Source organism: Rhodobacteraceae bacterium D3-12, from assembly GCA_025916135.1.
Taxonomy (GTDB): domain Bacteria; phylum Pseudomonadota; class Alphaproteobacteria; order Rhodobacterales; family Rhodobacteraceae; genus JAKGBX01.
Genome location: CP104793.1, coordinates 2008401 through 2034461, shown reverse-complemented (window position 1 = coordinate 2034461; position 26061 = coordinate 2008401). Strand labels below are relative to the sequence as shown.

The 26061-nt window shown below is 61.0% G+C and carries 23 protein-coding genes and 1 pseudogene; 16 read left to right on the top strand and 8 right to left on the bottom strand.

Going from position 1 to position 26061, the window contains the following annotated elements; translation table 11 throughout:
- Positions 1-24 precede the first annotated feature (24 nt).
- Positions 25-1068: a zinc-dependent alcohol dehydrogenase family protein gene (locus N4R57_10005; protein ID UYV39301.1), complete on the top strand. Its 1044-nt coding sequence runs from the start codon at positions 25-27 to the stop codon at positions 1066-1068.
- A gap of 11 nt (positions 1069-1079) precedes the next feature.
- Here the strand turns inward: N4R57_10005 and N4R57_10000 are convergent, their stop codons facing one another.
- Positions 1080-1532 carry a winged helix-turn-helix transcriptional regulator gene (locus N4R57_10000; protein ID UYV39300.1) on the bottom strand — a complete coding sequence of 151 codons (453 nt, stop codon included), beginning with the start codon at positions 1530-1532 and terminating at the stop codon, positions 1080-1082.
- Positions 1533-1725: 193 nt separating this feature from the next.
- Here N4R57_10000 and N4R57_09995 point away from each other — a divergent pair, with 193 nt between their 5' ends.
- From N4R57_09995 to purQ, 3 genes are all read left to right on the top strand, one after another.
- The gene (locus N4R57_09995; protein UYV39299.1) at positions 1726-2163 is read left to right on the top strand and encodes a universal stress protein; all 438 of its coding nucleotides are present in this window, start codon (positions 1726-1728) and stop codon (positions 2161-2163) included.
- Between the two features lie 9 nt (positions 2164-2172).
- Positions 2173-3723 (top strand): alanine:cation symporter family protein, encoded by a 1551-nt coding sequence (locus N4R57_09990; protein ID UYV39298.1) that lies wholly within the window; start codon positions 2173-2175, stop codon positions 3721-3723.
- 218 nt (positions 3724-3941) lie between these two features.
- A complete protein-coding gene (gene purQ / locus N4R57_09985) occupies positions 3942-4610 on the top strand; it encodes a phosphoribosylformylglycinamidine synthase subunit PurQ (GenBank protein UYV39297.1) in 669 nt (222 codons plus the stop codon).
- A gap of 26 nt (positions 4611-4636) precedes the next feature.
- On the opposite strand, the gene map is transcribed toward purQ, so the two are convergent.
- On the bottom strand, positions 4637-5383 hold the full coding sequence (gene map / locus N4R57_09980) for a type I methionyl aminopeptidase (GenBank protein ID UYV39296.1): 747 nt from the start codon (positions 5381-5383) through the stop codon (positions 4637-4639).
- 206 nt (positions 5384-5589) lie between these two features.
- On the opposite strand from map, the gene N4R57_09975 reads away from it, so the two are divergent.
- Positions 5590-7392, top strand: a complete 1803-nt coding sequence (locus N4R57_09975; GenBank protein ID UYV39295.1) for an ATP-binding protein — start codon at positions 5590-5592, stop codon at positions 7390-7392.
- Between the two features lie 36 nt (positions 7393-7428).
- Positions 7429-8766 (top strand): sigma-54 dependent transcriptional regulator, encoded by a 1338-nt coding sequence (locus N4R57_09970; GenBank protein ID UYV39294.1) that lies wholly within the window; start codon positions 7429-7431, stop codon positions 8764-8766.
- A gap of 143 nt (positions 8767-8909) precedes the next feature.
- Here the strand turns inward: N4R57_09970 and N4R57_09965 are convergent, their stop codons facing one another.
- Positions 8910-10127 (bottom strand): glycerophosphodiester phosphodiesterase family protein, encoded by a 1218-nt coding sequence (locus tag N4R57_09965; protein UYV39293.1) that lies wholly within the window; start codon positions 10125-10127, stop codon positions 8910-8912.
- A gap of 579 nt (positions 10128-10706) precedes the next feature.
- On the opposite strand from N4R57_09965, the gene N4R57_09960 reads away from it, so the two are divergent.
- Together N4R57_09960 and N4R57_09955 are read left to right on the top strand one after the other, a co-directional pair.
- A complete protein-coding gene (locus N4R57_09960) occupies positions 10707-12947 on the top strand; it encodes a ribonuclease E/G (GenBank protein UYV39292.1) in 2241 nt (746 codons plus the stop codon).
- A gap of 26 nt (positions 12948-12973) precedes the next feature.
- On the top strand, positions 12974-13678 hold the full coding sequence (locus N4R57_09955; GenBank protein ID UYV39291.1) for a hypothetical protein: 705 nt from the start codon (positions 12974-12976) through the stop codon (positions 13676-13678).
- 142 nt (positions 13679-13820) lie between these two features.
- Here N4R57_09955 and N4R57_09950 read toward each other — a convergent pair whose 3' ends face one another.
- Positions 13821-14048 (bottom strand): sulfurtransferase TusA family protein, encoded by a 228-nt coding sequence (locus N4R57_09950; GenBank protein UYV39290.1) that lies wholly within the window; start codon positions 14046-14048, stop codon positions 13821-13823.
- Positions 14049-14142: 94 nt separating this feature from the next.
- Between N4R57_09950 and N4R57_09945 the strand changes: the two genes are divergently transcribed.
- A complete protein-coding gene (locus N4R57_09945; GenBank protein UYV39289.1) occupies positions 14143-14886 on the top strand; it encodes a cytochrome c biogenesis protein CcdA in 744 nt (247 codons plus the stop codon).
- Positions 14887-15013: 127 nt separating this feature from the next.
- Here N4R57_09945 and mnmA read toward each other — a convergent pair whose 3' ends face one another.
- On the bottom strand, positions 15014-16156 hold the full coding sequence (mnmA, locus tag N4R57_09940; GenBank protein ID UYV39288.1) for a tRNA 2-thiouridine(34) synthase MnmA: 1143 nt from the start codon (positions 16154-16156) through the stop codon (positions 15014-15016).
- A 125-nt stretch (positions 16157-16281) separates the two neighbouring features.
- On the opposite strand from mnmA, the pseudogene N4R57_09935 reads away from it, so the two are divergent.
- From N4R57_09935 to N4R57_09915, 5 genes and pseudogenes are all read left to right on the top strand, one after another.
- Positions 16282-16560: pseudogene (locus tag N4R57_09935) on the top strand (DUF1153 domain-containing protein).
- A gap of 93 nt (positions 16561-16653) precedes the next feature.
- Complete coding sequence (locus tag N4R57_09930; protein ID UYV39287.1) at positions 16654-17370, top strand: response regulator transcription factor; 717 nt, start codon at positions 16654-16656, stop codon at positions 17368-17370.
- Positions 17371-17819: 449 nt separating this feature from the next.
- Positions 17820-19946, top strand: a complete 2127-nt coding sequence (gene ligA, locus N4R57_09925) for an NAD-dependent DNA ligase LigA (protein ID UYV39551.1) — start codon at positions 17820-17822, stop codon at positions 19944-19946.
- Complete coding sequence (gene recG, locus N4R57_09920) at positions 19943-22033, top strand: ATP-dependent DNA helicase RecG (GenBank protein UYV39286.1); 2091 nt, start codon at positions 19943-19945, stop codon at positions 22031-22033. Before ligA ends, recG begins: the two co-directional genes overlap by 4 nt.
- Positions 22034-22148: 115 nt before the next feature.
- Positions 22149-22271, top strand: coding sequence for a hypothetical protein (locus N4R57_09915; protein ID UYV39285.1), 123 nt, complete (start codon positions 22149-22151; stop codon positions 22269-22271).
- Between the two features lie 262 nt (positions 22272-22533).
- On the opposite strand, the gene N4R57_09910 is transcribed toward N4R57_09915, so the two are convergent.
- Positions 22534-22980 (bottom strand): iron-sulfur cluster assembly scaffold protein, encoded by a 447-nt coding sequence (locus tag N4R57_09910; GenBank protein ID UYV39284.1) that lies wholly within the window; start codon positions 22978-22980, stop codon positions 22534-22536.
- 103 nt (positions 22981-23083) lie between these two features.
- Between N4R57_09910 and hisI the strand changes: the two genes are divergently transcribed.
- The gene (hisI, locus tag N4R57_09905; GenBank protein ID UYV39550.1) at positions 23084-23443 is read left to right on the top strand and encodes a phosphoribosyl-AMP cyclohydrolase; all 360 of its coding nucleotides are present in this window, start codon (positions 23084-23086) and stop codon (positions 23441-23443) included.
- Positions 23444-23552: 109 nt separating this feature from the next.
- Positions 23553-24578, top strand: a complete 1026-nt coding sequence (locus tag N4R57_09900) for a hypothetical protein (protein ID UYV39283.1) — start codon at positions 23553-23555, stop codon at positions 24576-24578.
- Here N4R57_09900 and gluQRS read toward each other — a convergent pair.
- A complete protein-coding gene (gene gluQRS / locus N4R57_09895) occupies positions 24575-25438 on the bottom strand; it encodes a tRNA glutamyl-Q(34) synthetase GluQRS (GenBank protein ID UYV39282.1) in 864 nt (287 codons plus the stop codon). The two genes, N4R57_09900 and gluQRS, sit on opposite strands and share 4 nt — an antisense overlap.
- Positions 25435-26049, bottom strand: a complete 615-nt coding sequence (locus N4R57_09890) for a class I SAM-dependent methyltransferase (GenBank protein UYV39281.1) — start codon at positions 26047-26049, stop codon at positions 25435-25437. Before N4R57_09890 ends, gluQRS begins: the two co-directional genes overlap by 4 nt.
- Positions 26050-26061 lie beyond the last annotated feature (12 nt).

The window sequence follows — 26061 nt, the reverse complement described above, 5'->3', positions numbered from 1 at the left end:
GTTTTTGCGGGGGAGAGGCCAGAGATGAGAGCAGCACGGATAACGGACTGGCGCGCGCCTCTGGAGATTGTCGAGGTGCCATCGCCCGTGGCCGGGGAGGGCGCGGTTGTTCTGAAGGTCTTGGCCTGTGGTGTGTGCCGTAGCGATTGGCACGCATGGGTTGGGGCGGACCCGGATGTGAGCCTGCCGCATGTGCCGGGGCATGAGTTCTGCGGCGAGGTGATTTCCGTGGGCGCGGGGGTGACGCGGTGGCAGGTCGGAGACCGGGTGATTGCGCCGTTTATCCTCGGCTGTGGACAGTGTTCGGATTGCGCGGCGGGGAACCAGACGATCTGTGCCGATCAGGCGGTGCCGGGGTTCACCATTCCCGGCGCCTTTGCCGAAGAGATTGCCGTGCCGTTTGCCGATCACAACCTGACCGCGCTGCCCGATGGGATTGCGCCCGCGCTTGCGGCGGGATTGGGGTGCCGCGTGACGACCGCTTGGCATGCGCTGACCGGGCGGGCGGCGTTGCGGGCGGGGGAGTGGCTGGCCGTGTTTGGCGGCGGCGGCGTCGGGATTTCGGCGTTGATGCTGGGGCGCGCGCTTGGGGCGCGGGTTGTGGTTGTGGATGTGGTTGACGAAAAGCTGCGCTTTGCCAGAGAGTTGGGCGCGGATGCTGTGGTGAATGCCGCGACCTGCGACGCCGCCGCGGCGGTGCGTGAGGTCACCGGCGGCGGCGCCGATCTGGCGCTTGAGGCGTTGGGGATCGAGGCAACAGTGGTAGCGGCGATGACGTCGCTTAAAAAACTGGGCCGGATGGTGATGGTGGGCATGCCCGCCGGAGAGCATGTGCGTATGCAGCTGCCGATGGATGCGGTTTACAGCGGGCAATTGGCGTTTTTCGGAACGCGCGGCATGCCGGCGTGGCGCTATCCCAGCCTGTTGAGCCTGATTGAGGGCGGGCAGGTGGATTTGTCGCCTCTGGTCACGCGCCGGATCAGCCTGTCGCAGGCCAGCGCCGAATTGGCCGCCTTTGATGGGCCCGCGCCGCCGGGGGTGGCGGTGATTACTGATTTCGCCGGGTAGCGGCGGGCTGTCTAGACGTCCTTGACCGTTTCCATGACCGCGAAGGAATTGGTTTGCAGGATGCCGGGCAGCTTGTTGACCTTGTCATCCAGCACATTGCGGAAATGGGTCATGTCGCGGGTGCGCAGCACCAGCAGATAGTCAAAGGCTCCGGCGATCATCAGGCAGGTTTCAACCTCCTCCACACGCACGACCGCTTCGTTGAAGCTGGCCAGCACGTTTTGGGTGGAGGACGCGGCGAGCGAGACCTGCACGATGGTGCGCTGTCCGAGCCCGAGGTGGTCCTTGTTCAGCAAGGCGCGATAGCCCTGAATATAGCCCTCGCGTTCGAGCCGTTTGACGCGTTCGGAGCAGGGCGTATTTGTCAGGTTCACCCTTTGGGCGAGTTCAACAATGGGGAGTCGCCCGTCCTTTTCGAGTTCCTGCATGATGCGCAGGTCAATTTTGTCTAAATCTCTCGCCACTGGTGATTTTCCCTAGAAATTTGCCCGAACTTAGAGAATTTTCCACGTTTTATTCACAAAACATTGCCTATTGCTAGTGATTATTACTTAGGCTGATCTTTATCGTCGCCTAAATTTATAACAAAAGTCCGGCGGCGTGAAAGGGATACAGCGATGTATTCGCCTATTAGGAAACGCAACACGGAGCCAACCAATGACAGTGAAAATAACGGTTGGACTAGACGGCACAGAGACAAGTGAACGCACGCTTGCTTTTGCCCGGGATCTTGCATCCCGGATCGAAGGCTGTGAGCTTATTGTCGCCTATGTCATCAACTGGTCCCCCTTCGCCTTTCAAACAGCAGAAGAAAACGAACAGCGCCACAAGCGCCGTGAGGAAGAGGTTGAAATCGCAACAAGCCGCGTAATTGCGCCGGCCTTGAAGTCGCTTGAGGGGGCTGGGTTCAAAGCCACCGGCATCGTCAAGCACGGCGATGTGGCGGAAACGCTAAACCGGATCACCGTAGATCAGGGCGCCAGCCAGATCATCGTTGGCCGGGTGTCGAATGACGGGTTTACCAAGCGTCTTTTCGGCAGTTCCACACAGAACCTTGTGATGCACGCAGACGTGCCGGTCACGGTTGTTGGATAGGGGAAAGTCATGAAATCGCTTAAATTTTCAATCGCGGCGCTGGCCGCAGCCCTTGTGGCACCCGCCGCTTATGCGCAAGAGCAGGCGCAGGGGATCGACGCGAAGGTGAATGAGGCTTTTGCCACAGTCACCGGACCGTTTGTCAGCTTTATCTTTGCGCCGCTTCCGGGGACGAGTTTCCCTTGGATCGTGCTGTGGCTGGTTGTTGCGGCGTCGGTGTTTACCATCTATTTCGCCGCCGTTCAGTTCCGGTTTTTCAAACACGCGATCCGCTTGGTCAAAGGCGACTATTCTGATCCCAATGATGCCGGCGAGGTCAGCCACTTTCAGGCGCTTGCGACCGCGCTTTCGGGGACTGTTGGGCTTGGCAATATTGCCGGTGTGGCCGTGGCCGTCGGGATTGGCGGACCGGGGGCGACCTTCTGGATGATCTTTGCCGGGCTTTTGGGCATGGCATCGAAGTTCACGGAATGTACGCTGGGCGTGAAATACCGCAATGAATACCCGGATGGCACCGTGTCGGGTGGTCCGATGTATTACATGTCGAAAGGGTTCAAGGAGCGGGGCTTGCCCGGTGGTAAATTCCTTGCTGTGCTGTTCTCGATCTTTTGTATTCTCGGCGCGCTTGGCGGGGGCAATATGTTCCAAGCCAATCAGGCGCATGCGCAGATTTCGGGCATTGTCGGAGATTATCCCGGCTGGATCACAGGCGTTGTATTCGCCGCGGTTGTGTTTGCGGTGATCGTTGGCGGGATCAAGTCGATTGCCAATGTGACCGAGAAGATCGTGCCTTTGATGGGGATCCTCTATGTCGGTGCGGCTTTGATCATTCTGATCGTGAACTACGATATGATCGGCTGGGCCTTTGGCCAGATTTTCGCCGGGGCCTTTACCGGGCTTGGCGTGGCCGGTGGTATGGTTGGTGCGCTGATCCAAGGGTTCAAACGGGCGGCGTTTTCGAACGAAGCGGGTGTTGGCTCGGCTGCGATTGCGCACTCGGCTGTGCGCACCAAGGAGCCGATCACCGAAGGCTTTGTGTCGCTGCTTGAGCCGCTGATTGATACGGTTGTGATCTGTACGATGACCGCTCTTGTCATCGTGATTTCGCAGCAGTTGATCATCGACGAAGCGACCGGCAACTATCTGCTGAACGATGCGGGCACGGCGATTGCCACGGTTGATGGCAACACCGGTGTTGCGCTGACCTCGGCGGCGTTTGGGTCGGGGATCTCTTGGTTCCCCTATGTCCTTGCGATTGCGGTTGTGTTGTTTGCCTTCTCGACGATGATCTCTTGGAGCTACTATGGCCTCAAGGCGTGGACCTATCTGTTTGGTGAAGGCGCGGCCAAGGAGTTGGTGTTCAAGCTGATCTTCTGCGTCTTTGTGGTGATCGGTGCGGCGGCCTCGCTTGGTCCGGTTATCGACTTCTCGGATGCTGCGATCTTTGCGATGGCGGTTGTGAACATCATCGGGCTGTATTTCCTGATGAAGATCGTTCGCAAAGAGTTGATCAGCTATTCTGACCGGCTGAAGAGCGGCGAGATCAAGCCTTTCAAGTAAGCGAAAAGCATTAAGAGACGGACCCCAGCGGCGCAGGCTGCTGGGGTCTTTTTTGTTTTTGCGCCGTGGTTGCCGGGGGTGGCGCGCAATTTGGCGTCTGTGGAGCGGTTTGCGGGGCTTGATTGCGGGCTTGATTGCTGGGGGGTGTGGCCCTATCAGGGGCACATGGCCGGGGATGTGGGATGTCTTGCCGGTCGTGCAGAAAAGGAGCCAGCCCCATGCACGCAGCTGTTATCGTTTTTCCGGGATCGAATTGTGACCGTGACCTTGCCGTGGCGTTCGAGCGCGCGGGGGCGAAGGTGAGCATGGTGTGGCACAAGGATACCAGCCTGCCCGAGGGTGTGGATGTGGTCGGTATTCCGGGTGGCTTTTCGTTCGGGGATTACCTGCGCTGTGGTGCGATTGCCGCGAATTCGCCGATCTGCCGGTCGGTTGTCGGGCATGTTGAAAAGGGCGGTTATGCGCTTGGGATCTGTAACGGGTTTCAGGTGCTGACCGAGACGGGGCTGTTGCCCGGTGCGCTGCGCCGCAATGCCAACTTGAAATACATCTGCAAGCCCGTGGGGCTGAGGGTTGAGGCCTGTGACACGCCTTATCTGAATGGCTATGAGGCCGGGCAGGAGATCACCGTGCCGATCGCGCATCACGACGGCAATTATTTTGTCGACGACGAGAAACTGCGCCAGTTGCAGGACGAGGGGCGGATCGCGTTCAGCTATCTCAACAATCCAAACGGATCGGTTGCGGATATTGCCGGGGTGGTCAGCCGCAATCGGCGGGTTTTGGGGATGATGCCCCATCCCGAGCGGATGGCCGAAGCCGCCCACGGCGGCACCGATGGCGCGGCGATGTTTGCCGGTCTGATGGATGCGATGGCGTTGGCCTGAGCCTGAAGGCGGCGCTCCGTTAGCTGTTAGCCGGGCAGGGTGACGATCACGGCACCTTTGTCGGTGGCGACAACCGTATGTTCATATTGCACCACCGGCGCGGCGGGTTGGGCCAGAAGGGTCCAGCCATCGCTGCCATCACGCGCCAGAAGCGCGCCGCGCGACAGGAAGGGTTCCACCGTCAGCACCAGCCCTTTGGCGATGCGACGCCTGTCGCGATTGGGCCACGTGGCGATTTCGCCGGGCTCTTCATGCAGGGCGCGCCCGACACCGTGGCTGGCCAGATTGCGGATCAGCGTATAGCCGCGCGACTTGGCAAAGCGGCCAATGGCGTTGCCGATGCCCGCAAGAGGGCGGCCCGCGCCGACCTGAGCGATGCCGATGCGCATGGCGCGGTTGCCATCGCGGCACAGGCGGTCGAGCGAGGCGGCGACCGGTTGCACCCGGAAAGACGCGCCGGTGTCGGCAAAAAACCCGTTCTTGGAGGCAGAAACGTCGATGTTCACCAAGTCACCGGGCGCGATGACGCGCGTGCCGGGGATACCGTGGGCGATTTCTTCGTTCACGCTGATGCAGGTGGCACCGGGAAAGCCGTAGGTGCTGTTGGGAGCAGAGGTGGCGCCGTGCCGCTCGAGGTGATCCGCGCCGATCTGATCAAGCTCGGCTGTGGTCATGCCGGGTTCCATCGCGCGGGCCATGGTCTGAAGCGTGTTGGCCAGGATGCGACCGATGTCTTTCAGTCCGTCGAGTTCGTCTTGCCGTGTGATGGTCATGGCGGGGGCCTTCTGTATGAGTGCGGTGGCGGACGGTTTTGCCAAGCTTATGCGAAATTTCAGGGCGCGTCCTTGGAAAAGCGCATGGCAGAGGTCGGCGGGAAACGGCCCAAGGGCCTGTGGATTGAGCAGAAATTCCGCTCAAGGGGGATGCGGGGCTGTGCGCGCCGCTTGAGCGTGGGCGCAGGGCGGCGTAGATTGGCGCCATGGCGCAACCCGACCCACCCAGCAGAGACCCCAAACCCGCAGGCGCGGTGATCGCGGCCAGCAGCGCGCGCACGCGTCCCAAAACGCTGGGCTGGCGCACGCGGCTGGCGTTGGTCGCGCTGGTGGTGGTGGCGGTGGTGACGGTTTTAACCACGAACCGGCTTTTGACGGACAGGTTCACGGCCAGCACGCGCAACCGCGCCGAGCTTCGCCTTGCGCTATATTCCGGCAACCTGCTCAGCGAATTGCGCCGCAATTCGATTGTGCCACAGCTTTTGGGCCGTGATCCGGCGTTGATCGGGGCGTTGAATTCGGGCGATTTCAGCCAATCAACCCAGCGGTTGCTGTCGTTTGTGGAAGAGATTGGCGCGGCCTCTCTGATGTTGCTGGATCGTGACGGGCGCACCGTGGCGGCAACAGATCGCGCGCGCATTGGCGAGAACCACAAGCCGCAGTCCTATTTCCTCGATGCGCTACGTTCGAACAACACGATTTTCACGGTGAGCGAGCGCGAGTCGGGGGGCTATGCTTTTACCTATACGCGGCGGGTGGATTATCAGGCCGAAACGCTGGGCGTGATCGTGGTCGAGGTGAACCTGCTGAAATTCGAGCGCGCCTGGGCGGGGATTTCGGATGCGGTTCTGGTGACCGACAGCACCGGGCAGATCATCCTTGCGACCGAGCCGCGCTGGCGGGGGTTAACCGAAGAAGTCGCGTTGCAGCGCGAGCCGGTCGAAAGCGCCATTGAGCGGGCGATCCGCACCACGGCGAATTGGTCGGTTTTGCCGGCGGATGCCTATGTGCAGGGCGAAGCGGTGATGCGCATGGAGGGGCGGGTGGCGTTCCGGGGCTGGAAGATTGCCAGTTTCACGCCCTATGCCGGGGTGCGTGAGAAGGTGAACGGCTTCCTTGCGCTTGAAATCATGGGATTCGCCATTCTGTTGGCGCTGGCATTTTATTTTCTGAGCCGTAAGACCACGTCGCGTATGGTTTTTTTCCAGCGGGAGTCGGCGGACCTTCGCGCATTGAATGCGCGGCTCCAGCGGGAAATTGCCGAGCGTAAGAAGATGCAAGGCCAGCTTGAAGTGGCGGAACAGACGCTGGCGCAGAGCTCGAAACTGGCCGCGTTGGGAGAGATGTCGGCGGCGGTGAGCCACGAGTTGAACCAGCCATTGGCGGCGATGAAAACATACCTTGCCGGGGCGCGGCTGTTGATGCGGCGCGCGCGCCCGGACGAGGCGCTGACGAGCTTTGCGCGGATTGATGATCTGATCGAGCGGATGGGCGCGATCACCCGCCAGCTTAAGTCCTATGCGCGCAAAGGCGGTGAGGTTCTGGCCCCTGTAAACATGAGCGATGCGCTGGTTTCCGCGCTGAGCATGATGGAGCCGCAATTGAAGCTTCGCAAGGTCGAGATCACCCGCACGGTGCCCGATACACAAGTCATGGTGCTGGGCGACCGCTTGCGGATTGAACAGGTGATTATCAACCTTTTGCGCAACGCATTGGATGCAACGCAGGGTGTGGATGACCCGCAGATCGAAATACTGCTCGCCGCCGGAGAGACGGCGACCTTGAGCGTGCGCGACAACGGCTATGGGATCGAGGATCTCGATACGTTGTTCGAGCCATTTTACACCACCAAACAGCCGGGCGAGGGCGTCGGGCTGGGGCTTGCGATTTCCTCGGGGATCGTGAACGACCTTGGCGGAAGATTGACCGCACGCAACGCGGCGGTTGGGGGGGCTGTATTCGAAATGCAGCTTCCTATCTTGGAAGAAGAAACGCGCGCGGCCGAATAGGGCGAAGCGCAAGCGGGCACCGGAGGAAAGAAGATCATGGCCAAAGCAATGAAGATTGCCATCATCGACGATGAACAGGATATGCGCCAGTCGATCAGCCAGTGGCTGGCGTTGAGCGGGTATGACACCGAGACCTATCCCAGCGCCGAGGATGCGTTAAAGGCATTGGGGCCGGAGTATCCGGGGATCGTGATTTCCGACATCAAGATGCCGGGCATGGACGGGATGCAGTTTCTGAAAAAGCTGATGGGCACAGACAGCGCGCTGCCGGTGATTATGATCACCGGCCATGGCGATGTGCCGATGGCGGTGGAAGCGATGCGCGTGGGCGCGTTCGATTTCCTTGAAAAGCCTTTTAACCCCGACCGGATGACCGAGCTGGCCAAGAAGGCGACCAATGCGCGCCGTCTGGTGCTGGACAACCGCGCCTTGCGGCGCGAGTTGAGCGACGGCGGGCAATTGATGAAAAAGCTGATCGGGCAGAGCCCGGCGATGGTGCGCTTGAAGGAAGATATCCTCGATCTGGGGCAGGCCGACGGGCATGTGTTGATCGACGGCGAGACCGGCACCGGCAAGACTTTGGTCGCGCATGCGCTGCATGCGGTGGGCGCACGGGCGGGCAAGAAGTTCGTTTTGCTGTCGTGTTCGGCGCTTGAGGAAGAGGCGCTGACCAAGCGGCTTTTTGGGCCGATGCAGGCCGAGGACACGCAGCTTCCGGCGGTTGAGGAAGCGCGTGGCGGCACGCTTGTGTTGGAAGACATCGAGACGCTTCCCGATGCGGTTCAGGCGCGTTTGTTGAGCTTTATCAACGAGGAAGGCACCCCGCCTGAGACGCGGATCATCGCGATTTCCAACCTTCAGGAGCAGGGTAAGACCTGTGAAGACGCGCTGCGCCCCGATTTGTTTTACCGGCTGGCGGCGTTGCGCATGACCGTGCCGCCGTTGCGCCAGCGCGGCGAGGATATCCTGTCGCTGTTCACGCGGTTGGCGGATCAGTTTGCCGATGAATACGGCTGTGACGCGCCCAAGGTCAGCGCGCAGGAGGCGGCGCAGCTGCTTCAGGCACCGTGGCCCGGTAATGTGCGCCAGTTGATCAATGTGGCCGAACGCGCGGTGTTGCAATCGCGGCGCGGGTCGGGTTCGATCACCTCGCTTTTGATGAGCGATCACGAGGAAATGCAGCCGGTGATGACGACCGAGGGCAAGCCGCTCAAGGAGTATGTCGAAGCGTTCGAGCGGATGTTGATCGACAACACGATGCGGCGGCACAAGGGGTCGATTTCCAATGTGATGGACGAGCTGTGCCTGCCACGCCGCACGCTGAACGAGAAGATGGCGAAGTATGGCTTGCAGCGGTCAGATTACCTGAACTAGGTCACGTAAATCGTTGATTATGTAGCGCTTTACGGGTGGTAAACTTGCTGCGGCGCGGAGCATGTCGTGAACCGCGAAAAGCCAGCGGCGAACAGAAAAGCGGCCCGCCAGAGCGGGCCGCCTGAACCACAGGGGCGGTGTGCTTAGTTAACGCCTTTGGCCATGCAGTTGGCGTAGTAGGTCGCGGTTGCGGGCCAGTCCGAGAACATGCCGACAATGCCAACGTCCTGCGCCAGCACGTCCATGATCTCAAAATAGTCGCCATCATTGTCGGTCACGTCCTTGACCGAGCTGAAATACCAGCCGCCGCCCGAGGCGAGCGGGCCGGAGCGTTCGAGCGTCCATGTGACGATCTTGAGGTCGGCTTCACGGGCCTTTTTGGCCAGCGTCGAGGGGACCATTTTGCCGTTTTCGGTGGTGACCAGCATCCAGAGCGGCGGCGCGATATAGTTGACGCCCATCTCTTTCAACTCGGACATTTTGTTAGGCCATGTGGCCTCGTCCATCGGGGAGTAGCCTTCGATGTCGTATTCATCCATCAGGTAGACGGCCTGTTTGCCGAACTCCGGCTCGTTTTTGATCCAATAGAGGACATCATCGAGGTTGAAGCTTTGGGCCCAGACATCGGAGGCGGGGACGCCGGCGGCTTTGTAGTCGTCGATCATTTTCTGGGCGTAGGCCTCTTGGGTGAAGCCGTTGAAGGGCATTTCAACCGAAGGGGATTTCAGCTCAGGGGTGAATTTCACGCCCAGCTCTTTCATCAGTTTGATCGATTCCGCATGGGTCATCAGCGTGCCGGCGGAGGCGTAGAGATCGGTGCGCCAGCCAGCGGTGGCGTCCATGTAGCCTGCGACATCGGTGGCGGCGCTGTTGCCTGCGTCCATCTTGCCTTTGAGCGATTTGAATTCCGCCAAGGTGATGTCAGAGGCGCGGCATTCGGCGCCCGCTTTCTGATCGCCGGAGGCCGGCGAGAAGCCGGTGGTGCATTTGTCAGCCAGATCGGTGGCGAGGATGTTGGTGGTGGTGTGCAAATCGTTTTGCGCGTGGCGGCAGACCAGTTCCAGATCGGAGGTAAAGGTCACGTCACATTCCACGATCCCGGCGCCCATTTGAGCCGCAGCGCGGTAGGATTCGGCAGTATGTTCGGGGAACATCATCGCCGCGCCACGGTGGCCGATCGAAAAGTCGGTCCGCTTGGGTTCCATGTTCGAGCAGGACGCCAGTTTGGTTTTCAGCGCGCTATCGGCCATTTGCGAGATCAGGAACGCAGGGCGCGGGCCCAGTTCGATCTGATCCGCAAAGGCGGGTGCGGCGGCGGCCACGGCCAGCAGGGACAAGGTGGGCAGGGTGGTGAGTTTCATGAAAGCGACTCCATTCGCGTTGTCAGATTGCGCGGAATGTGGGCGGGGTTTCTAACGTGACGGTGACGGGCAGGTGACAAGCTGGCAACGGGTTTGTAACCGATAAGTGACGCGCATTGGCGACAGGCCTGCACAATGTCGCTACGTTTTAGCGCGGGGCTGTGAACGATTTCTCATTGTAATCATCCTATCACTGCCCTTATGTAATAAGACGGCCCAAGGAGCGTATCGCCCCGGCCGCTTTGAGTTTCGCTGTCATGGCTTTGGGTTACGGAAACGACCGGCCCCTAACTGCGACAGACCGATTGGGTGCCGGCGACAGGACCACCAGTACGCCCGCCACCCCCGACAAGGGTGCTCCGGGCAAATGAACGGGTGCCGCGGGGCAAATCCCCGGTGCCGGAGAAGAAACGCGATGAAGCGCGCGACAACATTGAGAGCACGAGCGAGGGCCATAGCTGCCCGGCGGTGCAGCGCGTTTTCAATCGCCAGAAATAGTCACCTTGAACGTCTTGCAGCTCCACCCGGTCATGCCGGATTCGTGGGGCTTGCGGTGCGTTTGGCGTGCGAATGGAAAACATGGCCAAGAAAATGCTTATCGATGCCACCCACGCGGAAGAAACCCGCGTTGTGGTGGTCGACGGAAACAAGGTTGAGGAATTCGATTTTGAGTCCGAAAACAAACGCCAGCTTGCTGGCAACATCTATCTTGCAAAGGTAACACGGGTCGAACCGTCGCTTCAGGCGGCGTTTGTCGATTACGGTGGCAATCGCCACGGGTTCCTTGCGTTCTCGGAAATCCACCCCGATTATTATCAGATCCCCGTCGCCGACCGCGAGGCGTTGATGGAGGAAGAGCGTGCCTATGCCGAGGCAATGAAGGCGCGCGACGAGGAAGACGAGAAGAAACCGAGCCGGTCACGCCGCCGCCGTGGTGGTCGTGCCAAAGCCGCAGAGGCCACGTCGGATGATGCGGTGGAAACCCGCGACGTCAACGAGGGTGAAATCTCGGGGATGGAGACCATCGACCTTGGTGACGAGGGCGCGGATGAGGGCAATGACGCGGCCAGCAACGAGGGCGAGGGCGCGACAGACGCGCCGCAAACAGACGCTCCGCAGGCAGCAGACGATAGCGCTGACGACAGTGCCGACGACAGCAAGGATGTTGTTGAAGCGGCTGTTGAGGGCGCTGACGACGATCAAGATCACGACGACGACCACGACGACGACGACGATGACGCGCTTGATGCGACCGAAAAGGACGAGAGCATTGAATCGGTGGCCGATGATGACGCCGTCGAAGATATTCGCCCGCCGCGCAAGCCGCGCCCGCGCCGTTACAAAATTCAGGAAGTCATCAAGGTTCGTCAGATCCTTTTGGTGCAGGTCGTCAAGGAAGAGCGCGGCAACAAGGGCGCTGCTCTGACCACTTACCTGTCGCTGGCGGGTCGCTATTGCGTCTTGATGCCCAACACCGCACGTGGTGGCGGGATTTCCCGCAAGATCACCAACGCCGCCGACCGCAAGAAGTTGAAAGCCATCGCCGGTGAGATCGAGGTGCCGCAAGGCGCCGGTTTGATCGTGCGCACCGCCGGGGCCAAGCGCACCAAGACCGAGATCAAGCGCGACTATGAATACCTGTTCCGCCTGTGGGAGCAGATCCGCAAGCTGACGCTGGAATCCATCGCGCCGGCGAAGATCTACGAAGAGGGCGACCTTATCAAACGCTCGATCCGCGATCTTTACAGCCGCGAGATCGACGAGGTGTTGGTTGAGGGCGAGCGCGGTTATCGCATCGCCAAGGACTTCATGAAGATGATCATGCCGTCCCACGCCAAGAACGTGAAGCTTTATACCGAAGCGATGCCGCTGTTTGCGCGCTTCCAGGTGGAAAGCTATTTGTCGAGCATGTTTAACCCGACCGTGCAGCTTAAGAGCGGCGGTTACATCGTGATCGGCGTGACCGAGGCGCTGGTGGCGATTGACGTGAACTCTGGCCGGGCCACCAAGGAAGGCTCGATCGAGGAAACCGCGACCAAGACCAACCTTGAAGCCGCCGAAGAGGTCGCACGCCAGTTGCGTTTGCGTGACCTTGCCGGGCTGATCGTGATCGACTTTATCGACATGGACGAGCGCAAGAACAACGCCGCCGTCGAAAAGCGCATCAAGGACAAGCTCAAGACCGACCGCGCCCGCATTCAGGTGGGCCGGATCAGCGGTTTCGGCCTGATGGAGATGAGCCGTCAACGTCTGCGTCCCGGTATGATCGAGGCGACAACGCAGCCATGTCCGCATTGTCACGGCACAGGTTTGATCCGCTCGGACGACAACCTTGCGCTGTCGATCCTGCGTCAGATCGAAGAAGAAGGCACGCGCCGTCGCAGCCGTGAAGTATTGGTGAAATGCCCGGTGGGGATTGCCAACTTCCTGATGAACCAAAAGCGCGAGCATATCGCCCAGATCGAACAGCGTTACGGTTTGAGCGTGCGGATCGAAGGCGATCCGATGCTGATTTCGCCCGATTTCGCGTTGGAGAAATTCAAGACCGCGACACGGGTTGTGCCAGAGGTAACGGCACCGGTGGTGTCGGCGGAATCCTCGTTGATGGCCGAGATCGACAGCGATGCCGATAGCGAAGAGGCCGAGGTTGAGGCCGTGGCCGCACCCACCCCCGAAGGGGACGACGAGCAGAAACCGCGCAAGCGGCGTCGGCGTCGGCGGCGGCGGAAGTCCTCGGCCAGAATGGCGCCGAGGGGCAGGACGCGAACGGTGATCAGGCTGATGGTGAGCAGTCGGGTGAGCAGAACGGCGAGCCGGTAGAGGCGAAGGCCGAAGGCGAAGCCGAAGTGCAAGCTGAGGCACAAGCCGAAGCCAGCGCTGAGGGCGAAGAGAAGCCCAAGAAGCGCACCCGCAGCCGTCGTCGTAAATCGGACGAGGTGACAGCGGATGAGGGCGAGGCGCAAGCCGCCGAGGCCACATCGGATGACGCGGTAAAGGCAGAGCCGGACGCCGACGCCGAGGAAGCGCCGAAAAAACGCACCCGCACACGCCGCAAGAAGGCTGATGCAGATGCGACGCCCGCTGAGGCCACATCGGATGACGCGGTAACGGCAGAGCCAGATGCCAACACCGAGGAAGCGCCGAAAAAGCGCACCCGCACGCGCCGTAAGAAGGCCGATGCTGAGGCGACTCCGGTTGAGGCGGCTGAGGGTGAAGCTCAGGGCGATGCACCGGCCGAGGCTGCTGCTGAGGGGGAAGAGAAACCCAAGCCCAAGCCGCGCGCCCGCAAACCGCGTGTTTCAAAGGCGAAGGCGGCTGAGGCTGCTGCGGCCAGCGACGCACCGGCAGAAGCTCCGGTAGAGGCACCTGCACAGGCAGAAGCACCGGTCGAGGCTCCGGTTGAGGCACCTGCAGAAGCTGCGGCACCTGAGCCGGTGGCTGCGGTGGCCGAAGCGGCAGAACCTGCGCCTGTTGCAACTGCGGAGCCTGCTGCGAAAGAGGCTGCCAAGAAGTCCAAGCGCCGCGGCTGGTGGTCGCTCGGTAAGGGCTAGGCTTTACGCCAGATGGTTTTTGGAACGCGCCGTGGGGAAACCTGCGGCGCGTTTTCAGTTTCGGGGTGTGAGTGGAAAGCTCGCAGAAATGTTCGCGCAGGCAGGTATTGTTGGACTGCCTATGGGCAAAGGTGCTCGGCTGTCAGCCCTTGCGCAGGATATAGAGCGTTGCGCCGTCTTGCTCGCGCGTCTCGACCAGTTCGTGCCCCTGTTCGGCGCAGAAATGCGGCATGTCGATCACTGCGGCGGGATCGTCGGCCAAGACCCTGAGTTCCGCCCCAGAGGCCAGCGCAGAGAGCCGTTTGCGCGCCTTGAGCACGGGCAGGGGGCAGAGCAGCCCACGGGCGTCGAGGAAACCTTCATCACTCATGCCAGCGCAGATAAGCCCGTGCTGACGGCTTGTCCACGGCTTTGTGACTTTTGGTCGCGTGACGCGGCCGCGCGAATCCCCTAATGCTTTTGACATGTTTGGAATAGAGATCATCGACGCCGCATTATTGCCGGCGATGCTTGTGGCGCTTATGGCGGGGTTGGTCTCGTTCCTGAGCCCATGTGTTTTGCCGATTGTGCCGCCTTACCTTGCCTATATGTCGGGCGTGTCGGTTAGCGACCTGAGCGATGGGCGCAATCGGGCGGTGCTTCCGGCGTTGTTCTTTGTGCTGGGGCTGAGCACGGTGTTTTTGCTGCTCGGCTTTGCTGCGTCGGCGGTGGGGGCTGTTTTCCTTGAATATCAAGATTGGTTCAACACCGTGGCCGGTGTGTTGGTGATGATATTCGGGGCGCATTTTGTCGGGGTTTACCGGATCGGTTTTCTGGACCGCGAGGCGCGTATGGATGCAGGGGATCGCGGCGGCAGTGCCTTTGGCGCGTATGTCCTTGGGCTGGCGTTTGCCTTTGGCTGGACGCCTTGCATCGGCCCGCAATTGGGCGCGATCCTGTCGCTTGCGGCATCTGAGGCTTCGGTCAGCCGGGGCACGATGTTGCTTGCGGTTTATGCGATGGGTCTTGGCATTCCGTTCCTGCTGGTCGCGGCGTTCCTGCCGCGGCTTGGCGGGCTTATGGGCTGGATGAAGCGCCATATGGAGCAGATCGAGCGGGTGATGGGGCTGTTGCTCTGGACCATCGGGCTGTTGATGCTGACGGGCGGGTTCTCGACCTTTAGCTATTGGCTGCTGGAGCAGTTCCCGGTGCTGGCGACGCTGGGGTGAGCGTCATTGGGGTAGGCGATTTGGGCAGATCGCGCTGAGCGCAGCAAACTGCGCCGGCCTGAATGGCGCCGAAGGCCGCCCATTGCCGATAGGCGGTTTTGCTATGGCACGACCTGCCCAAAAGGGATCAGTCGCGGTAAATCCAGCCGCCACCCAAGACCCGGCTGCCTTCGGTTTCATAGAACACACAGGCCTGACCCGGTGAAACGCCTTCCTCGGGGGTGAGCAGCTCGACCTCGGCCTCGCGCGGGCCGACGGGCCGCAAGAGGGCGGGCCGGGGCGGGCGTGTGGAGCGGACCTTGACCGAAATCTCGCGCACCGTGTCGTCCTGAAACCCGCCATCGCCAAGCCAGTTGATCTCGCGCACGGGGATAACCCGCGTGGCCAGCGCCTCTTTCGGGCCGACGATCACGCGGCGGGTGTCGACGTCAAGCTTGACCACGTACAGCGGATCAGAGAGCCCGCCGATCCCGAGGCCACGACGTTGCCCGATGGTGTAGTGGATCACGCCCTTGTGCTGGGCCAGAATATTGCCGTCCATATCGACAATCTCGCCCGGCTCCGCCGCGCCGGGGCGCAGTTTTTCGATCACGCTGGCATAGTCGCCATTGGGCACAAAGCAGATGTCCTGACTGTCGGGTTTCATCGCCACGGGCAGGCCGTATTTGGCGGCCAGAGCGCGGGTTTCATCCTTGGTCGGCAGGTGGCCAAGCGGGAAGCGCAGGTAGTCGAGCTGTTCCTGAGTGGTGGAGAACAGGAAGTAGCTTTGATCGCGCGCGGCATCGACGGCCGAGTGCAATTCGGCTTTCTCTGCGCCCATTTTGCGTTGGATATAATGGCCGGTCGCCATGCAATCGGCGTCAAGGTCGCGGGCGGTGCCGAGCAGATCCTTGAACTTCATCCGCTCGTTACAGCGAATGCAGGGCACGGGCGTCGCGCCAGCGAGGTAGCTGTCGGCGAATTCGTCGATCACCGCGTCCTTGAAGATGTTTTCATAGTCGAGCACGTAGTGGGGAAAGCCCATCTCTTCGGCGACGCGGCGGGCATCGTGAATGTCGATCCCGGCACAGCACGCGCCCTTTTTGGCCAAGGCCGCGCCGTGGTCATAAAGCTGGAGCGTGACGCCGATCACGTCATAACCTTCTTCGGCCAGCATCGCCGCCACGACAGAGGAATCCACCCCGCCCGACATGGCAACAACCACGCGGGTTTCCGAGGGTGGTTTGGCAAAGCCAAGCGAGTTGAGCGTGGCGTTATGATCAAGCGGCATGGTGCGTCTCCGATAGAACCTTTGAAAATATAGGAAAATCCTAATTACTCTCAAGGTCTGGTTTCACCGGTCATTAAGACTGCGCACGGCATCAAGGTATGCGCGACAATGACGAGGTGTCAGCCATGTATCTGAAGAAGGTCGACGGGCCAAGAGCCGTGACGTTGCCCAACGGTGAAGTGATGACCAGAGCCGATCTTCCGCCTGCGGGAACGCAGCGTTGGGTGGCGAGCCGCAAGGCAGCGGTGGTGCGCGGCGTGCTTTATGGGTTGATGACGCAGGAAGAGGCAATGCAGCGATACGGGCTGAGCGATGACGAATTTATTGAATAGTTATCGGCGGTTAGCGCCCATGGAGAAGAGGCGTTGAAGGCCACATTCTTACAAAAATATAGACAACTATAGGGTGAAATGTTACAAAATGTATCGTCGGTAACCTGTGATTAACCATTTTTGTTCACGCTTACTCTCGACAAGTGCAATTGCGGAGAATCCATTATGCGTGTCCTGTTGGTTGAAGATGATCCCACGACCTCCAAAAGTATTGAAATGATGCTGACCCATGCGAATCTGAACGTCTATACGACGGATCTTGGGGAGGAGGGGATCGATCTTGCCAAGCTTTATGACTACGATTTGATCCTTCTCGACCTTGGGTTGCCGGATATGAACGGCCATGAGGTGCTGCGCCAGCTGAGGATGGCGCGGATTGACACGCCGATTTTGATCCTGAGCGGGGCGGATGATACCGAGAACAAGCTGAAAGGGTTCGGATTTGGCGCGGATGATTACCTGACCAAACCGTTCCATCGCGAAGAGTTGGTGGCGCGCATTCACGCGATCATCCGCCGCTCGAAAGGGCATTCGCAATCGGTGATCAAAACCGGCATGGTCAATGTGAACCTTGATGCCAAGACCGTCGATGCGGGGGGCAAGCCCGTGCATCTGACCGGCAAGGAATATCAGATGCTCGAGCTTTTGAGCCTGCGCAAAGGCACGACTTTGACGAAAGAGATGTTCTTGAACCACCTCTATGGCGGCATGGATGAGCCTGAGCTTAAGATCATTGATGTGTTCATCTGCAAGCTGCGCAAGAAGCTGGCCGTGGCCACGGACGGCGAGAATTACATCGAAACGGTTTGGGGGCGCGGCTATGTTCTGCACGACCCGGAGCCGAATGAAATGGACGGGCAGCAATTGGCGGTTGGTGCCTAACGCGTTCCCTCGCAGGGCTCTTTGCGCTTGTCCCCGCCTGCGCAGCCGTCATCAACGAGCCTTGCATCGCGCGATTCCTTAAATGGGGTCGCGCGTTTTCTTTGGTGGGGGGCTTGGGTTTGGTTTGAGGTCGCGTGCAAAAGAGATGTGTTTTTGAAGGCGTGGAGGGCTCGCGCAAGGCGTTGGGGGTGAGGGGGGCGTGAAGTGTCGGCTGCGTTCGGACCTGCAATGCAAGGGCGGGGCCAGCAAAGTTAGGCGTCTCCTTGCTGGAGGGAAGTGAGGCGCAAGCGGCAAGCCTTTAGCGGGACGGGACGTTGCTCAGGCCGAAGGGGTTGTGAAGGCCGAAGTGTCATGACCTGTCATAAGAGGCGAAGGTGTCCTGCGAAGGCTGGACCTTGGCCATGGCCATGCTACATCTGTGGCAGAGTGATGTGACGGCGCGAGGGAGCATGGGTGTGAGCATTGAAACACCGATAGAAACGCTGGACGAGACGGCAGCAAAGGCCGAGCTGGCGCGGCTGGCCGAGGTGCTTGGCGCGGCGAACGCGGCCTATCATGCCAAGGATGCGCCCGACATTTCGGATGCGGAGTATGACGCTCTGAAGCGGCGCAATGCCGAGATTGAGGCGCGGTTTCCGGCATTGAAACGGGCCGATAGCCCGAGCGAGCAAGTCGGCGCGGCCCCGGCCGAGGGGTTTGGCAAGATCGCGCATAAGGTGCGTATGCTTTCCCTGGGCAATGCGTTTGCGGATGAGGATATCACCGAATTCGACGAAAGCGTGCGCCGATACCTCGGGGCGACAGGGGCGCTGGATTATACCGCCGAGCCGAAGATCGACGGGCTGAGCCTGTCTTTGCGCTATGAAGAGGGCAAGTTGATCAGTGCGGCGACGCGCGGCGATGGGGCCGTGGGAGAGAACGTCACCGCCAACGCCCGAGAGATTGGCAATATTCCGCAAGAGATTTCCGGCGCGCCGGGTGTGATCGAGGTGCGCGGCGAGGTTTACATGAGCCACGCCGACTTCGAGGCGTTGAACGCGCGCAATGCCGAGAAAGGCGATAAAACCTTTGCCAACCCGCGCAACGCTGCTGCCGGATCGCTACGCCAGTTGGACGCCAGCATCACGCGGTCGCGGCCTTTGGCGTTTTTCGCCTATGCCTGGGGCGAGCTGTCAGAGCCGCTGGCCGAGACGCAGATCGGGGCGATTGAGCGGTTGCGCGATTTGGGGTTTCAAACCAATCCGCTGACCCGGTTGTGCAATGGGCCGGACGAGATGGTCGCCCATTACCGCGATATCGAGGCACAGCGCGCGACGCTGGGCTATGACATCGACGGGGTGGTTTACAAGGTGAACGATCTGGCGCTGCAACACCGGCTTGGGTTCCGCTCGACCACGCCGCGATGGGCGATTGCGCATAAATTCCCGGCTGAACTGGCCTGGACCCGGCTGGAGGCGATCGACATTCAGGTTGGGCGCACAGGCGCGCTTAGCCCGGTGGCGCGTCTTGCTCCGGTGACGGTGGGCGGCGTGGTGGTCAGCAACGCGACGCTTCATAACGAGGATTACATCGCCGGGCGCGACAGCAAGGGCGAGGTGATCCGCGACGGAAAAGACATTCGCATCGGCGACTGGGTGCAGGTCTATCGCGCGGGCGATGTGATCCCCAAGGTGGCGGATGTGGATTTGAGCAAGCGGGCGGAGGGGGCGGAGCCCTATGTCTTTCCCGTGGTGTGCCCGGAGTGCGGATCAGAGGCCATTCGCGAGGAAGGCGACGCGGTGCGGCGATGCTCAGGAGGGATGATTTGCCCGGCGCAAGCCGTTGAAAAGTTAAAACATTTCGTGTCGCGCAAAGCGTTTGATATTGACGGTTTGGGCGCGAAACAAGTGGAGATGTTTTATCACGACGATCAATTGGCGATCCGTGAACCCGCCGATATTTACACGTTGAAAGAGCGCGACAGCGCCAACCTGTCCAAGTTGAAAAACCGCGAGGGATGGGGCGACACCAGCGCAAAAAACCTGTTTCAAGCGATTGAAGAGAAGCGCAAAATCGGCTTTGCGCGGCTTCTGTTTGCCCTTGGGATTCGCCATGTCGGCGAGGCGGCGGCGCGCTTGATTGCACAGCATTACGGCGACTGGCCCAGTTTTGAAGCCGCGATGGCCGAGGCCGCACCACTGGAGGGCGCGGCGTGGGACGATTTGTTGAATGTTGACGGGGTCGGCGCGGTGATGGCGCAATCGCTGGTCACCGCATTCGCGCAGGAGGCAGAGCGCGCCAGCATTGACCGGCTGGTGGCGCAATTGGAGATTGAGCCGGCCGAGACCGTGCAGAACGCCGACAGCCCGGTGGCGGGCAAAACATTGGTGTTTACCGGCACGCTAGAGAAAATGTCGCGCGCCGAAGCCAAGGCGCGGGCCGAAGCCCTTGGGGCGAAGGTTTCGGGCTCGGTCAGCGCGAAAACCGATCTGGTGATTGCCGGGCCGGGGGCGGGGTCCAAGGCGAAAAAGGCCGAAGACCTTGGGGTTGAAATGATCGACGAAGACGGCTGGATCGCCATGATCGAGGGGCTATGAGCGGGCGGCCCGAACCCCTTTTCCCGCTGTTTGCGGACATTGAGACGCTGGAAGGTGTGGGCAAAAAGACGGCCGAGCATCTGGAGCAGATCGGTGTCGTCCTGCCGCGCGATGTTCTCTATACCTTGCCCTATTCCGGGGTCGATCGGCGGCGGCGCGACACGGTTCAGGGCGCGGATGTGCCCGGAGTTGTGACGGTTGAGGTCACGGTCGGTCAGCACCGCCATGCGACGCGGCGCGGCGGGGCGTATCGCGTCGTGGTAGAGGATGCGCAGACCAGCTTTCAGCTGGTGTTTTTCCATGCGCGGGACGAGTATTTGACCCGGATGCTGCCCACCGGAAGCCGGCGGGTGGTGTCGGGCAAAGTCGAGCTGTTTGATGGCGTTGCGCAGATGGTTCACCCGGACCATATGGTGCCGCCGGAAGAGGCCGGAGAGATCCCGGAGTTCGAGCCGGTCTATCCGCTGACCCACGGGGTGACGCAGAAAACCATGTTCAAGGCGGCGCGTTCGGCGCTTGCGCGTGCGCCGGATTTGGCCGAGTGGATCGACCCTTTGCAGCTGGCCCATGCCGGTTGGCCGACATGGCGTGCGGCGATGGAGGCGGCGCATGGGCCCACGCAGATGGAGGATCTGACGGAGAGCGCCCCGGCGCGGGAGCGGTTGGCCTATGACGAATTTCTGGCGCATCAGCTGACCTTGGCTTTGGCGCGCGCGAACCTGCGCAAGGCCAAGGGGCGCGAGAGCCATGGCACCGGCAAGTTGCAAAGCAAGGTGTTACAGGCGTTGCCCTATCGCCCGACCGATGCCCAGACCCGCGCGATCAATGAGATCGCGGCAGACATGGGCGAGCCGGAACGGATGAACCGATTGCTTCAGGGCGATGTCGGCGCGGGCAAGACTCTGGTGGCGTTTATGGCGTTGCTGATCGCGGTTGAAGCCGGAGGGCAGGGGGTGATGATGGCCCCGACCGAGATCCTTGCGCGTCAACATCTGGAGGGGCTGCGGCCCTTGGCAGAGAGCGCGGGCGTGGTTTTGGAATTGCTGACCGGGCGCGACAAGGGAGCGGAGCGCAAGGCCAAGCTTGCGGCGCTGGCGCGGGGGGATATCCAGATTTTGGTCGGCACCCATGCGGTGTTTCAAAAGGACGTTGAATTCGGCGACTTGCGGCTGGCGATTGTTGATGAGCAGCACCGGTTCGGGGTGCGGCAGCGGCTTGAGCTGGGCAAAAAGGGCGCGCGGGCGGATGTTCTTGTGATGACAGCGACGCCGATCCCGCGCTCGCTCGCCCTAGCGCAATATGGCGATATGGATGTGTCCATTCTGGATGAAAAGCCACCGGGGCGGCAGCCGATCAAGACGGCGATGGTGTCAGCCGGGCGCATGGACGAGGTGGTTGAGCGGCTGCGCCGGGCTGTGAGCGAGGGCAAGCAGGCCTATTGGGTTTGCCCGCTGGTGGAAGAAAGCGAAAGCGTTGATTTGACCGCAGCAGAGGAGCGGTTCAAGCATTTGCGTGCGGCCTTGGGGGATGAGGTTGTCGGGCTGGTGCATGGCCAGATGCCGCCGGCGGAAAAAGACGCGGCGATGAAGGCGTTTCAGGACGGGAGCAGGCAGGTTCTGGTTGCGACGACGGTGATTGAAGTGGGGGTCGATGTGCCCGACGCGACGATCATGGTGATAGAGCGGGCCGAGACATTCGGGCTGGCGCAGCTGCACCAATTGCGCGGACGGGTGGGGCGCGGCAGTGCGGCGTCGACCTGTTTGCTGATGTATCGCGCCCCTCTGAGCGAGGGCGGCGAGCGGCGCTTGGCGACGCTGCGCGATACCGAGGATGGGTTTCGCATTGCCGAGGTCGACCTTGAGATGCGCGGCGCAGGCGATGCGATTGGCACGGCGCAATCGGGCCTGCCACGGTTCAGGGTGGCGGATATCGAGCGGCAGGCGGCGTTGATGGCGGTGGCGCAAAGCGATGCGCGCAAGTTGCTGAATGACGACCCGACATTGGAGGGCGAGCGCGGCAAGGCGGCGCGGGGCCTTTTATGGTTAATGAGTCAGGATGAGGCGATCCGTTTGATTTCAGTGGGTTAGCGGATTTCGTTCCGAAAAGTTCGCAAATGTTCTCATAAAGTTCTTTACAGAGCGTTCCGAAAATGAGAACAAAGGGGCAACACAAAGAACACGCCCCCGAATAGGAGCCTCCGACATGCTGACCCAGATCAAAGCCGTTCTTTCCCGTAGCCAGGACACCATTTGGCAGGATGCTATTGGTGCTGTGGCGCTTGTGGTTATTCTGTTTGCCGGTCTGCATCTGCCGGGGCTTGCCTGACGAATTTACTGATTTCTGCCACGTGATTGCCCAGCCCTGACGCGCGCATTCTGTCCCAAACAGCGCGCGACCCAAGTCACTGCCTGTCTTGACCATTTGGGGACTGCCTCAATCGCCCCTACGGATTTTTCGGGGCTGATCCGCAATCACGCACCTTACCGCCGCCTTGAGCTTGCTCAGGAGCGGCGGTTTTTTTGTCAGCGAATGTTGAGAGAGGTGTGGCCCTATGGCGGCTGTCTAGGGCGCGGCAGGCAATACAGTGTTAAACGGCGGCGGTGCTGGCCTGATCAATCGCGTCGAGCGTGGCGTCGAGCGTGAGCATGATCGAAGCGTGGCGATTCTTGTAATCACGCGCCGGGCGCAGCACTTCGAGGCCATCAAAGGGGGCGGGCGGTGTTGGCCCGTCGTCTTTGAGCATGTGATGCAGGGCGTCGCGGGCGGCGGCGACTTCGGCACGGGTGGCGCCGATAATATTGGCGCCGACAACGCTGGCGGCGGCCTGACCCAAAGCGCAGGCTTTGACGTCTTGGCCATAGTCGCTGATCCTGCCGTTCTGGAGGGTGATGTCGACTGTCACGGTCGACCCGCAAAGCGGCGCGCGGCGTTTGATCGAGGCGTCGGGCGCATCAAGGCGGTCGAGCCGGGGAATATCGGCCGCAAGCGCGAGGATGCGTTCGGAATACAGCTTGATCAGGTCGGTTTCGCTCATGGCTTTTGATCTGACCGCGCGCGGCCATTCCCTCTTGGCTTGTCTTGGATTAGATAGACGCTGACACCGCCAATGCAAAGGGGCCAAAGACATGGGCGCAGGGATAAGCTTTGATCCGAGCACGCTAACCTATACCGAAAAAGGGTTAATCCCGGCGATCGCACAGGAGGCCGAAACCGGCGAGATCCTGATGATGGCTTGGATGAATGCCGAGAGCGTGGCGCGCACGCTTGCGAGCGGCAAGGTGACCTATTGGTCACGTTCGCGCGCGGCGTTCTGGGTCAAGGGCGAAAGCAGCGGCCATGTGCAGGAATTGGTCGAGATGCGGGTGGATTGCGACCGCGATTGTCTGTTGGTTCTGGTGCGCCAGACCGGGCCGGCGTGCCACACGAATCGGCGCAGTTGTTTTTACACCGCCATTCGCGATGGGGAAGAGGTGGAGATCATGGCGCCCGAGGCGTGAGGGCGCGCTTGGCGTGATGTTTGTGGCGCGCTGCGCGGCTTTGACTTCGCGGACGGGATTTCCTGTGCTAGGATCGGGGCGTATTTGATCCAATATTCAGGAAATAGTCATGAAGTCATTGAGTTGCGCGTCTATCTTGGTTTTGTCTTTGGGCGCTGTGAGCGCCAATGCCGAAACGATAAACGGCTTTGACCCGGCCAAATCATGTATCGAGGTGCTGTCGAAAACCGGCGGAACCACGGATCAATTCATGGTGTCGGCTTGGGTGTTTGGCTATCTCGCGGCGCAGAGCGGCGCGGTGCGCCCGGTCACGGTGGACAACAATAAGGTGGTGTTGGAGAACCTGACCAAAGCCTGTGTCAAAAGCGGCGGTGCCAGTCTTTTGACCCTTGTCGGAGGCGAGAAGGCCGGCAAGGCACCCGCGCCGCAGGTGACACCACAGCCAGCGCCACAAGCACAGGGCGAGCCGGAACCGCAGCCGCACCAGCAGGCGCAGGGCGATCCGCAACCCCAACCCCAACCGCAACCTCAGCGCCAGTCAGAAGGCGACCCGCAGCCGCAACCACAACAGCAGGCGCAGGGTGATCCACAACCTCAGCCGCAACCTCAGCGCCAGTCAGAGGGTGACCCGCAGCCGCAGCCACAACAGCAGGCACAGGGCGATCCGCAGCCAAAGCCGCAAGTCGCCCCGGTTGCGAGCGCCAACAGCGAAGCCGCAGCGCGCGCGCTTTTGGCGCAATTCATGGACCCCGGCGCGGATCGGGCGGCGCTGACGCAGGCGTTGATCGCCAAGCCGCATGAGATTCGCGCAGTCTATGGTGAGCCGCTGGCCAGCAAAATGATTGCAACCTATGCCAAGCACCTGACGCCGGGTGTGAGCATCGGGCCAAAGCCGGGGCAGAGCGAGATACTGACGTGGTATGCCACGACCGGCGGATTGCGCAGTGGCAGCGCGGCGCTTGCGGATTTTCCCGGTGGGTATGGCGACGTGCGGCCTTATTTCATTGGCGATTACCCGATTGTGCGCTTCAAGTTTGTTGAGCCGGGAAAAACCCTTGGGATGGCCTTTGACGGGTTGATTTTTGTCGGCAATCGCTGGGTTTGGATGCCAAAACCGTGGCGGGCGTTGAACTAAAGCCCGACAAGTTTGCGGATCTCTGACGGGGTTTTGCCCGCGCTGCGATAGGTCGCGATGGCGCGGGCATCGTCGCGTTTGGCCAGACGTTTGCCCGTCTCGTCGCGGATCAGCGCATGGTGGTGATAGCGCGGGTTGGGCAGGCCGAGCAGGCGTTGCAACACCACATGGATGGCGGTGGCGTCATAGAGATCCTGACCGCGCACCACATGGGTGATGCCCTGTGCGGCGTCATCCACCACGACCGACAGGTGATAAGAGCCGCCCATATCGCGGCGCGCCAGCACCACGTCGCCCACGGTTTTCACAAGCGCGTCTGCGGCGAGCGGGATCAGCCCGGTTTCGCCGTTCGGCCCGCTGCCGGACTCGTCAAAGGAAAGCGGTGCCGCTTCGATGCGCGACAGTGCGCGGCGCAGATCAAGGCGCAGGGCGGCGTCGGGCATATCGCCCATGGGCGGGGTCGCGGGCCGGCAGGTGCCGGGATAGACCACGCCGTCAGGGCCGATCAGCGGCGCGCCTTCTTGCGGGGCGTTGGCGGCGGCGGCGATATCGCGGCGGGTGCAGGTGCAAGGATAGAGCAGGCCCATATCCCAAAGGCGGTGCAGCGCGGCGGCGTAGTCCTTGAGGTGGTCGGATTGACGACGGCAAGGGGTGGGCCAGTCAAGACCGAGCCAGGCAAGGTCATCATAGATTTGGCGTTCCCATTGAGGCCGGGCGCGCGATTGGTCGATGTCGTCGATCCGCAGATGAAAAACGCCACCCATCGCGTGCGCCATATCCGCCGCCAGAAGCGCGGAATAGGCATGACCCAGATGCAAAGGGCCAGTCGGAGACGGGGCGAAGCGAGTGGTGAAAGTCACAGCTTTACATAGACATACACGGTGGACTTCAAGTCGATTCCCGGCAGGTGATCGCCATAAGTTTGCTCCAGTTCCTCGGCCTGTCCCGAGGTGATCAGAGCGTCACGCGCGAGGCAGCAATCGGGATCGGCAAGCGCGTGATCGTTGAGGGAAAACACGAACAAGCCGCCGGGGGACAGCGCGGTCATGATCTGTTGCATCACCGTGGGTGGCGCGGCGCCAACCCCGATGACGCCAATCGCGGTGATGGCGGCGTAGTCGCCTTGCTTGCCGGGCACATCCGCGCCGGGGGGAATGTGAGTCAACCGGCGATAGACGTCGCGATCCTTGGCATGGGCGAGCATTTCGGCAGAGGGGTCGAGCCCGTCGATCACTTGGAACCCTTGCAGGCCGAGCGCAACGCCAGAGAGGCCGGTGCCACAGCCGAAATCGAGCAGTGGCGCGTCGTGGTCATCAAGGTGACGCGCGAGAGCAGCGGCACAGCGGCCCGGCGTGGCATAGCCGTTTTCAGCGATTTCGGCATCATAGGTGGCGGCCCATTTGTCGTAATGGCGCATGGTGCCTTCGGGGTCGCTCTGCCCATATGTGTCTTTGAGAAATTTCTCGGCCATGCCTTTTAGTAT

Bases quoted from the DNA above. Each gene is read 5' to 3' on its own strand.
- mnmA (UYV39288.1), bottom strand. From the start codon at position 16,156: ATGCCGCTTGATCATAACGCCACGCTCAACTCGCTTGGCTTTGCCAAA.
- N4R57_09965 (UYV39293.1), bottom strand. From the start codon at position 10,127: ATGAAACTCACCACCCTGCCCACCTTGTCCCTGCTGGCCGTGGCCGCC.
- N4R57_09945 (UYV39289.1), top strand. From the start codon at position 14,143: ATGTTTGGAATAGAGATCATCGACGCCGCATTATTGCCGGCGATGCTT.
- purQ (UYV39297.1), top strand. From the start codon at position 3,942: ATGCACGCAGCTGTTATCGTTTTTCCGGGATCGAATTGTGACCGTGAC.
- N4R57_09960 (UYV39292.1), top strand. From the start codon at position 10,707: ATGGCCAAGAAAATGCTTATCGATGCCACCCACGCGGAAGAAACCCGC.
- N4R57_09930 (UYV39287.1), top strand. From the start codon at position 16,654: ATGCGTGTCCTGTTGGTTGAAGATGATCCCACGACCTCCAAAAGTATT.
- N4R57_09990 (UYV39298.1), top strand. From the start codon at position 2,173: ATGAAATCGCTTAAATTTTCAATCGCGGCGCTGGCCGCAGCCCTTGTG.
- N4R57_09910 (UYV39284.1), bottom strand. From the start codon at position 22,980: ATGAGCGAAACCGACCTGATCAAGCTGTATTCCGAACGCATCCTCGCG.
- N4R57_09970 (UYV39294.1), top strand. From the start codon at position 7,429: ATGGCCAAAGCAATGAAGATTGCCATCATCGACGATGAACAGGATATG.
- N4R57_09900 (UYV39283.1), top strand. From the start codon at position 23,553: ATGAAGTCATTGAGTTGCGCGTCTATCTTGGTTTTGTCTTTGGGCGCT.
- map (UYV39296.1), bottom strand. From the start codon at position 5,383: ATGACCATCACACGGCAAGACGAACTCGACGGACTGAAAGACATCGGT.
- N4R57_09890 (UYV39281.1), bottom strand. From the start codon at position 26,049: ATGGCCGAGAAATTTCTCAAAGACACATATGGGCAGAGCGACCCCGAA.
- N4R57_09975 (UYV39295.1), top strand. From the start codon at position 5,590: ATGGCGCAACCCGACCCACCCAGCAGAGACCCCAAACCCGCAGGCGCG.
- N4R57_09915 (UYV39285.1), top strand. From the start codon at position 22,149: ATGCTGACCCAGATCAAAGCCGTTCTTTCCCGTAGCCAGGACACCATT.
- recG (UYV39286.1), top strand. From the start codon at position 19,943: ATGAGCGGGCGGCCCGAACCCCTTTTCCCGCTGTTTGCGGACATTGAG.
- ligA (UYV39551.1), top strand. From the start codon at position 17,820: ATGGGTGTGAGCATTGAAACACCGATAGAAACGCTGGACGAGACGGCA.
- N4R57_09950 (UYV39290.1), bottom strand. From the start codon at position 14,048: ATGAGTGATGAAGGTTTCCTCGACGCCCGTGGGCTGCTCTGCCCCCTG.
- N4R57_09995 (UYV39299.1), top strand. From the start codon at position 1,726: ATGACAGTGAAAATAACGGTTGGACTAGACGGCACAGAGACAAGTGAA.
- N4R57_10005 (UYV39301.1), top strand. From the start codon at position 25: ATGAGAGCAGCACGGATAACGGACTGGCGCGCGCCTCTGGAGATTGTC.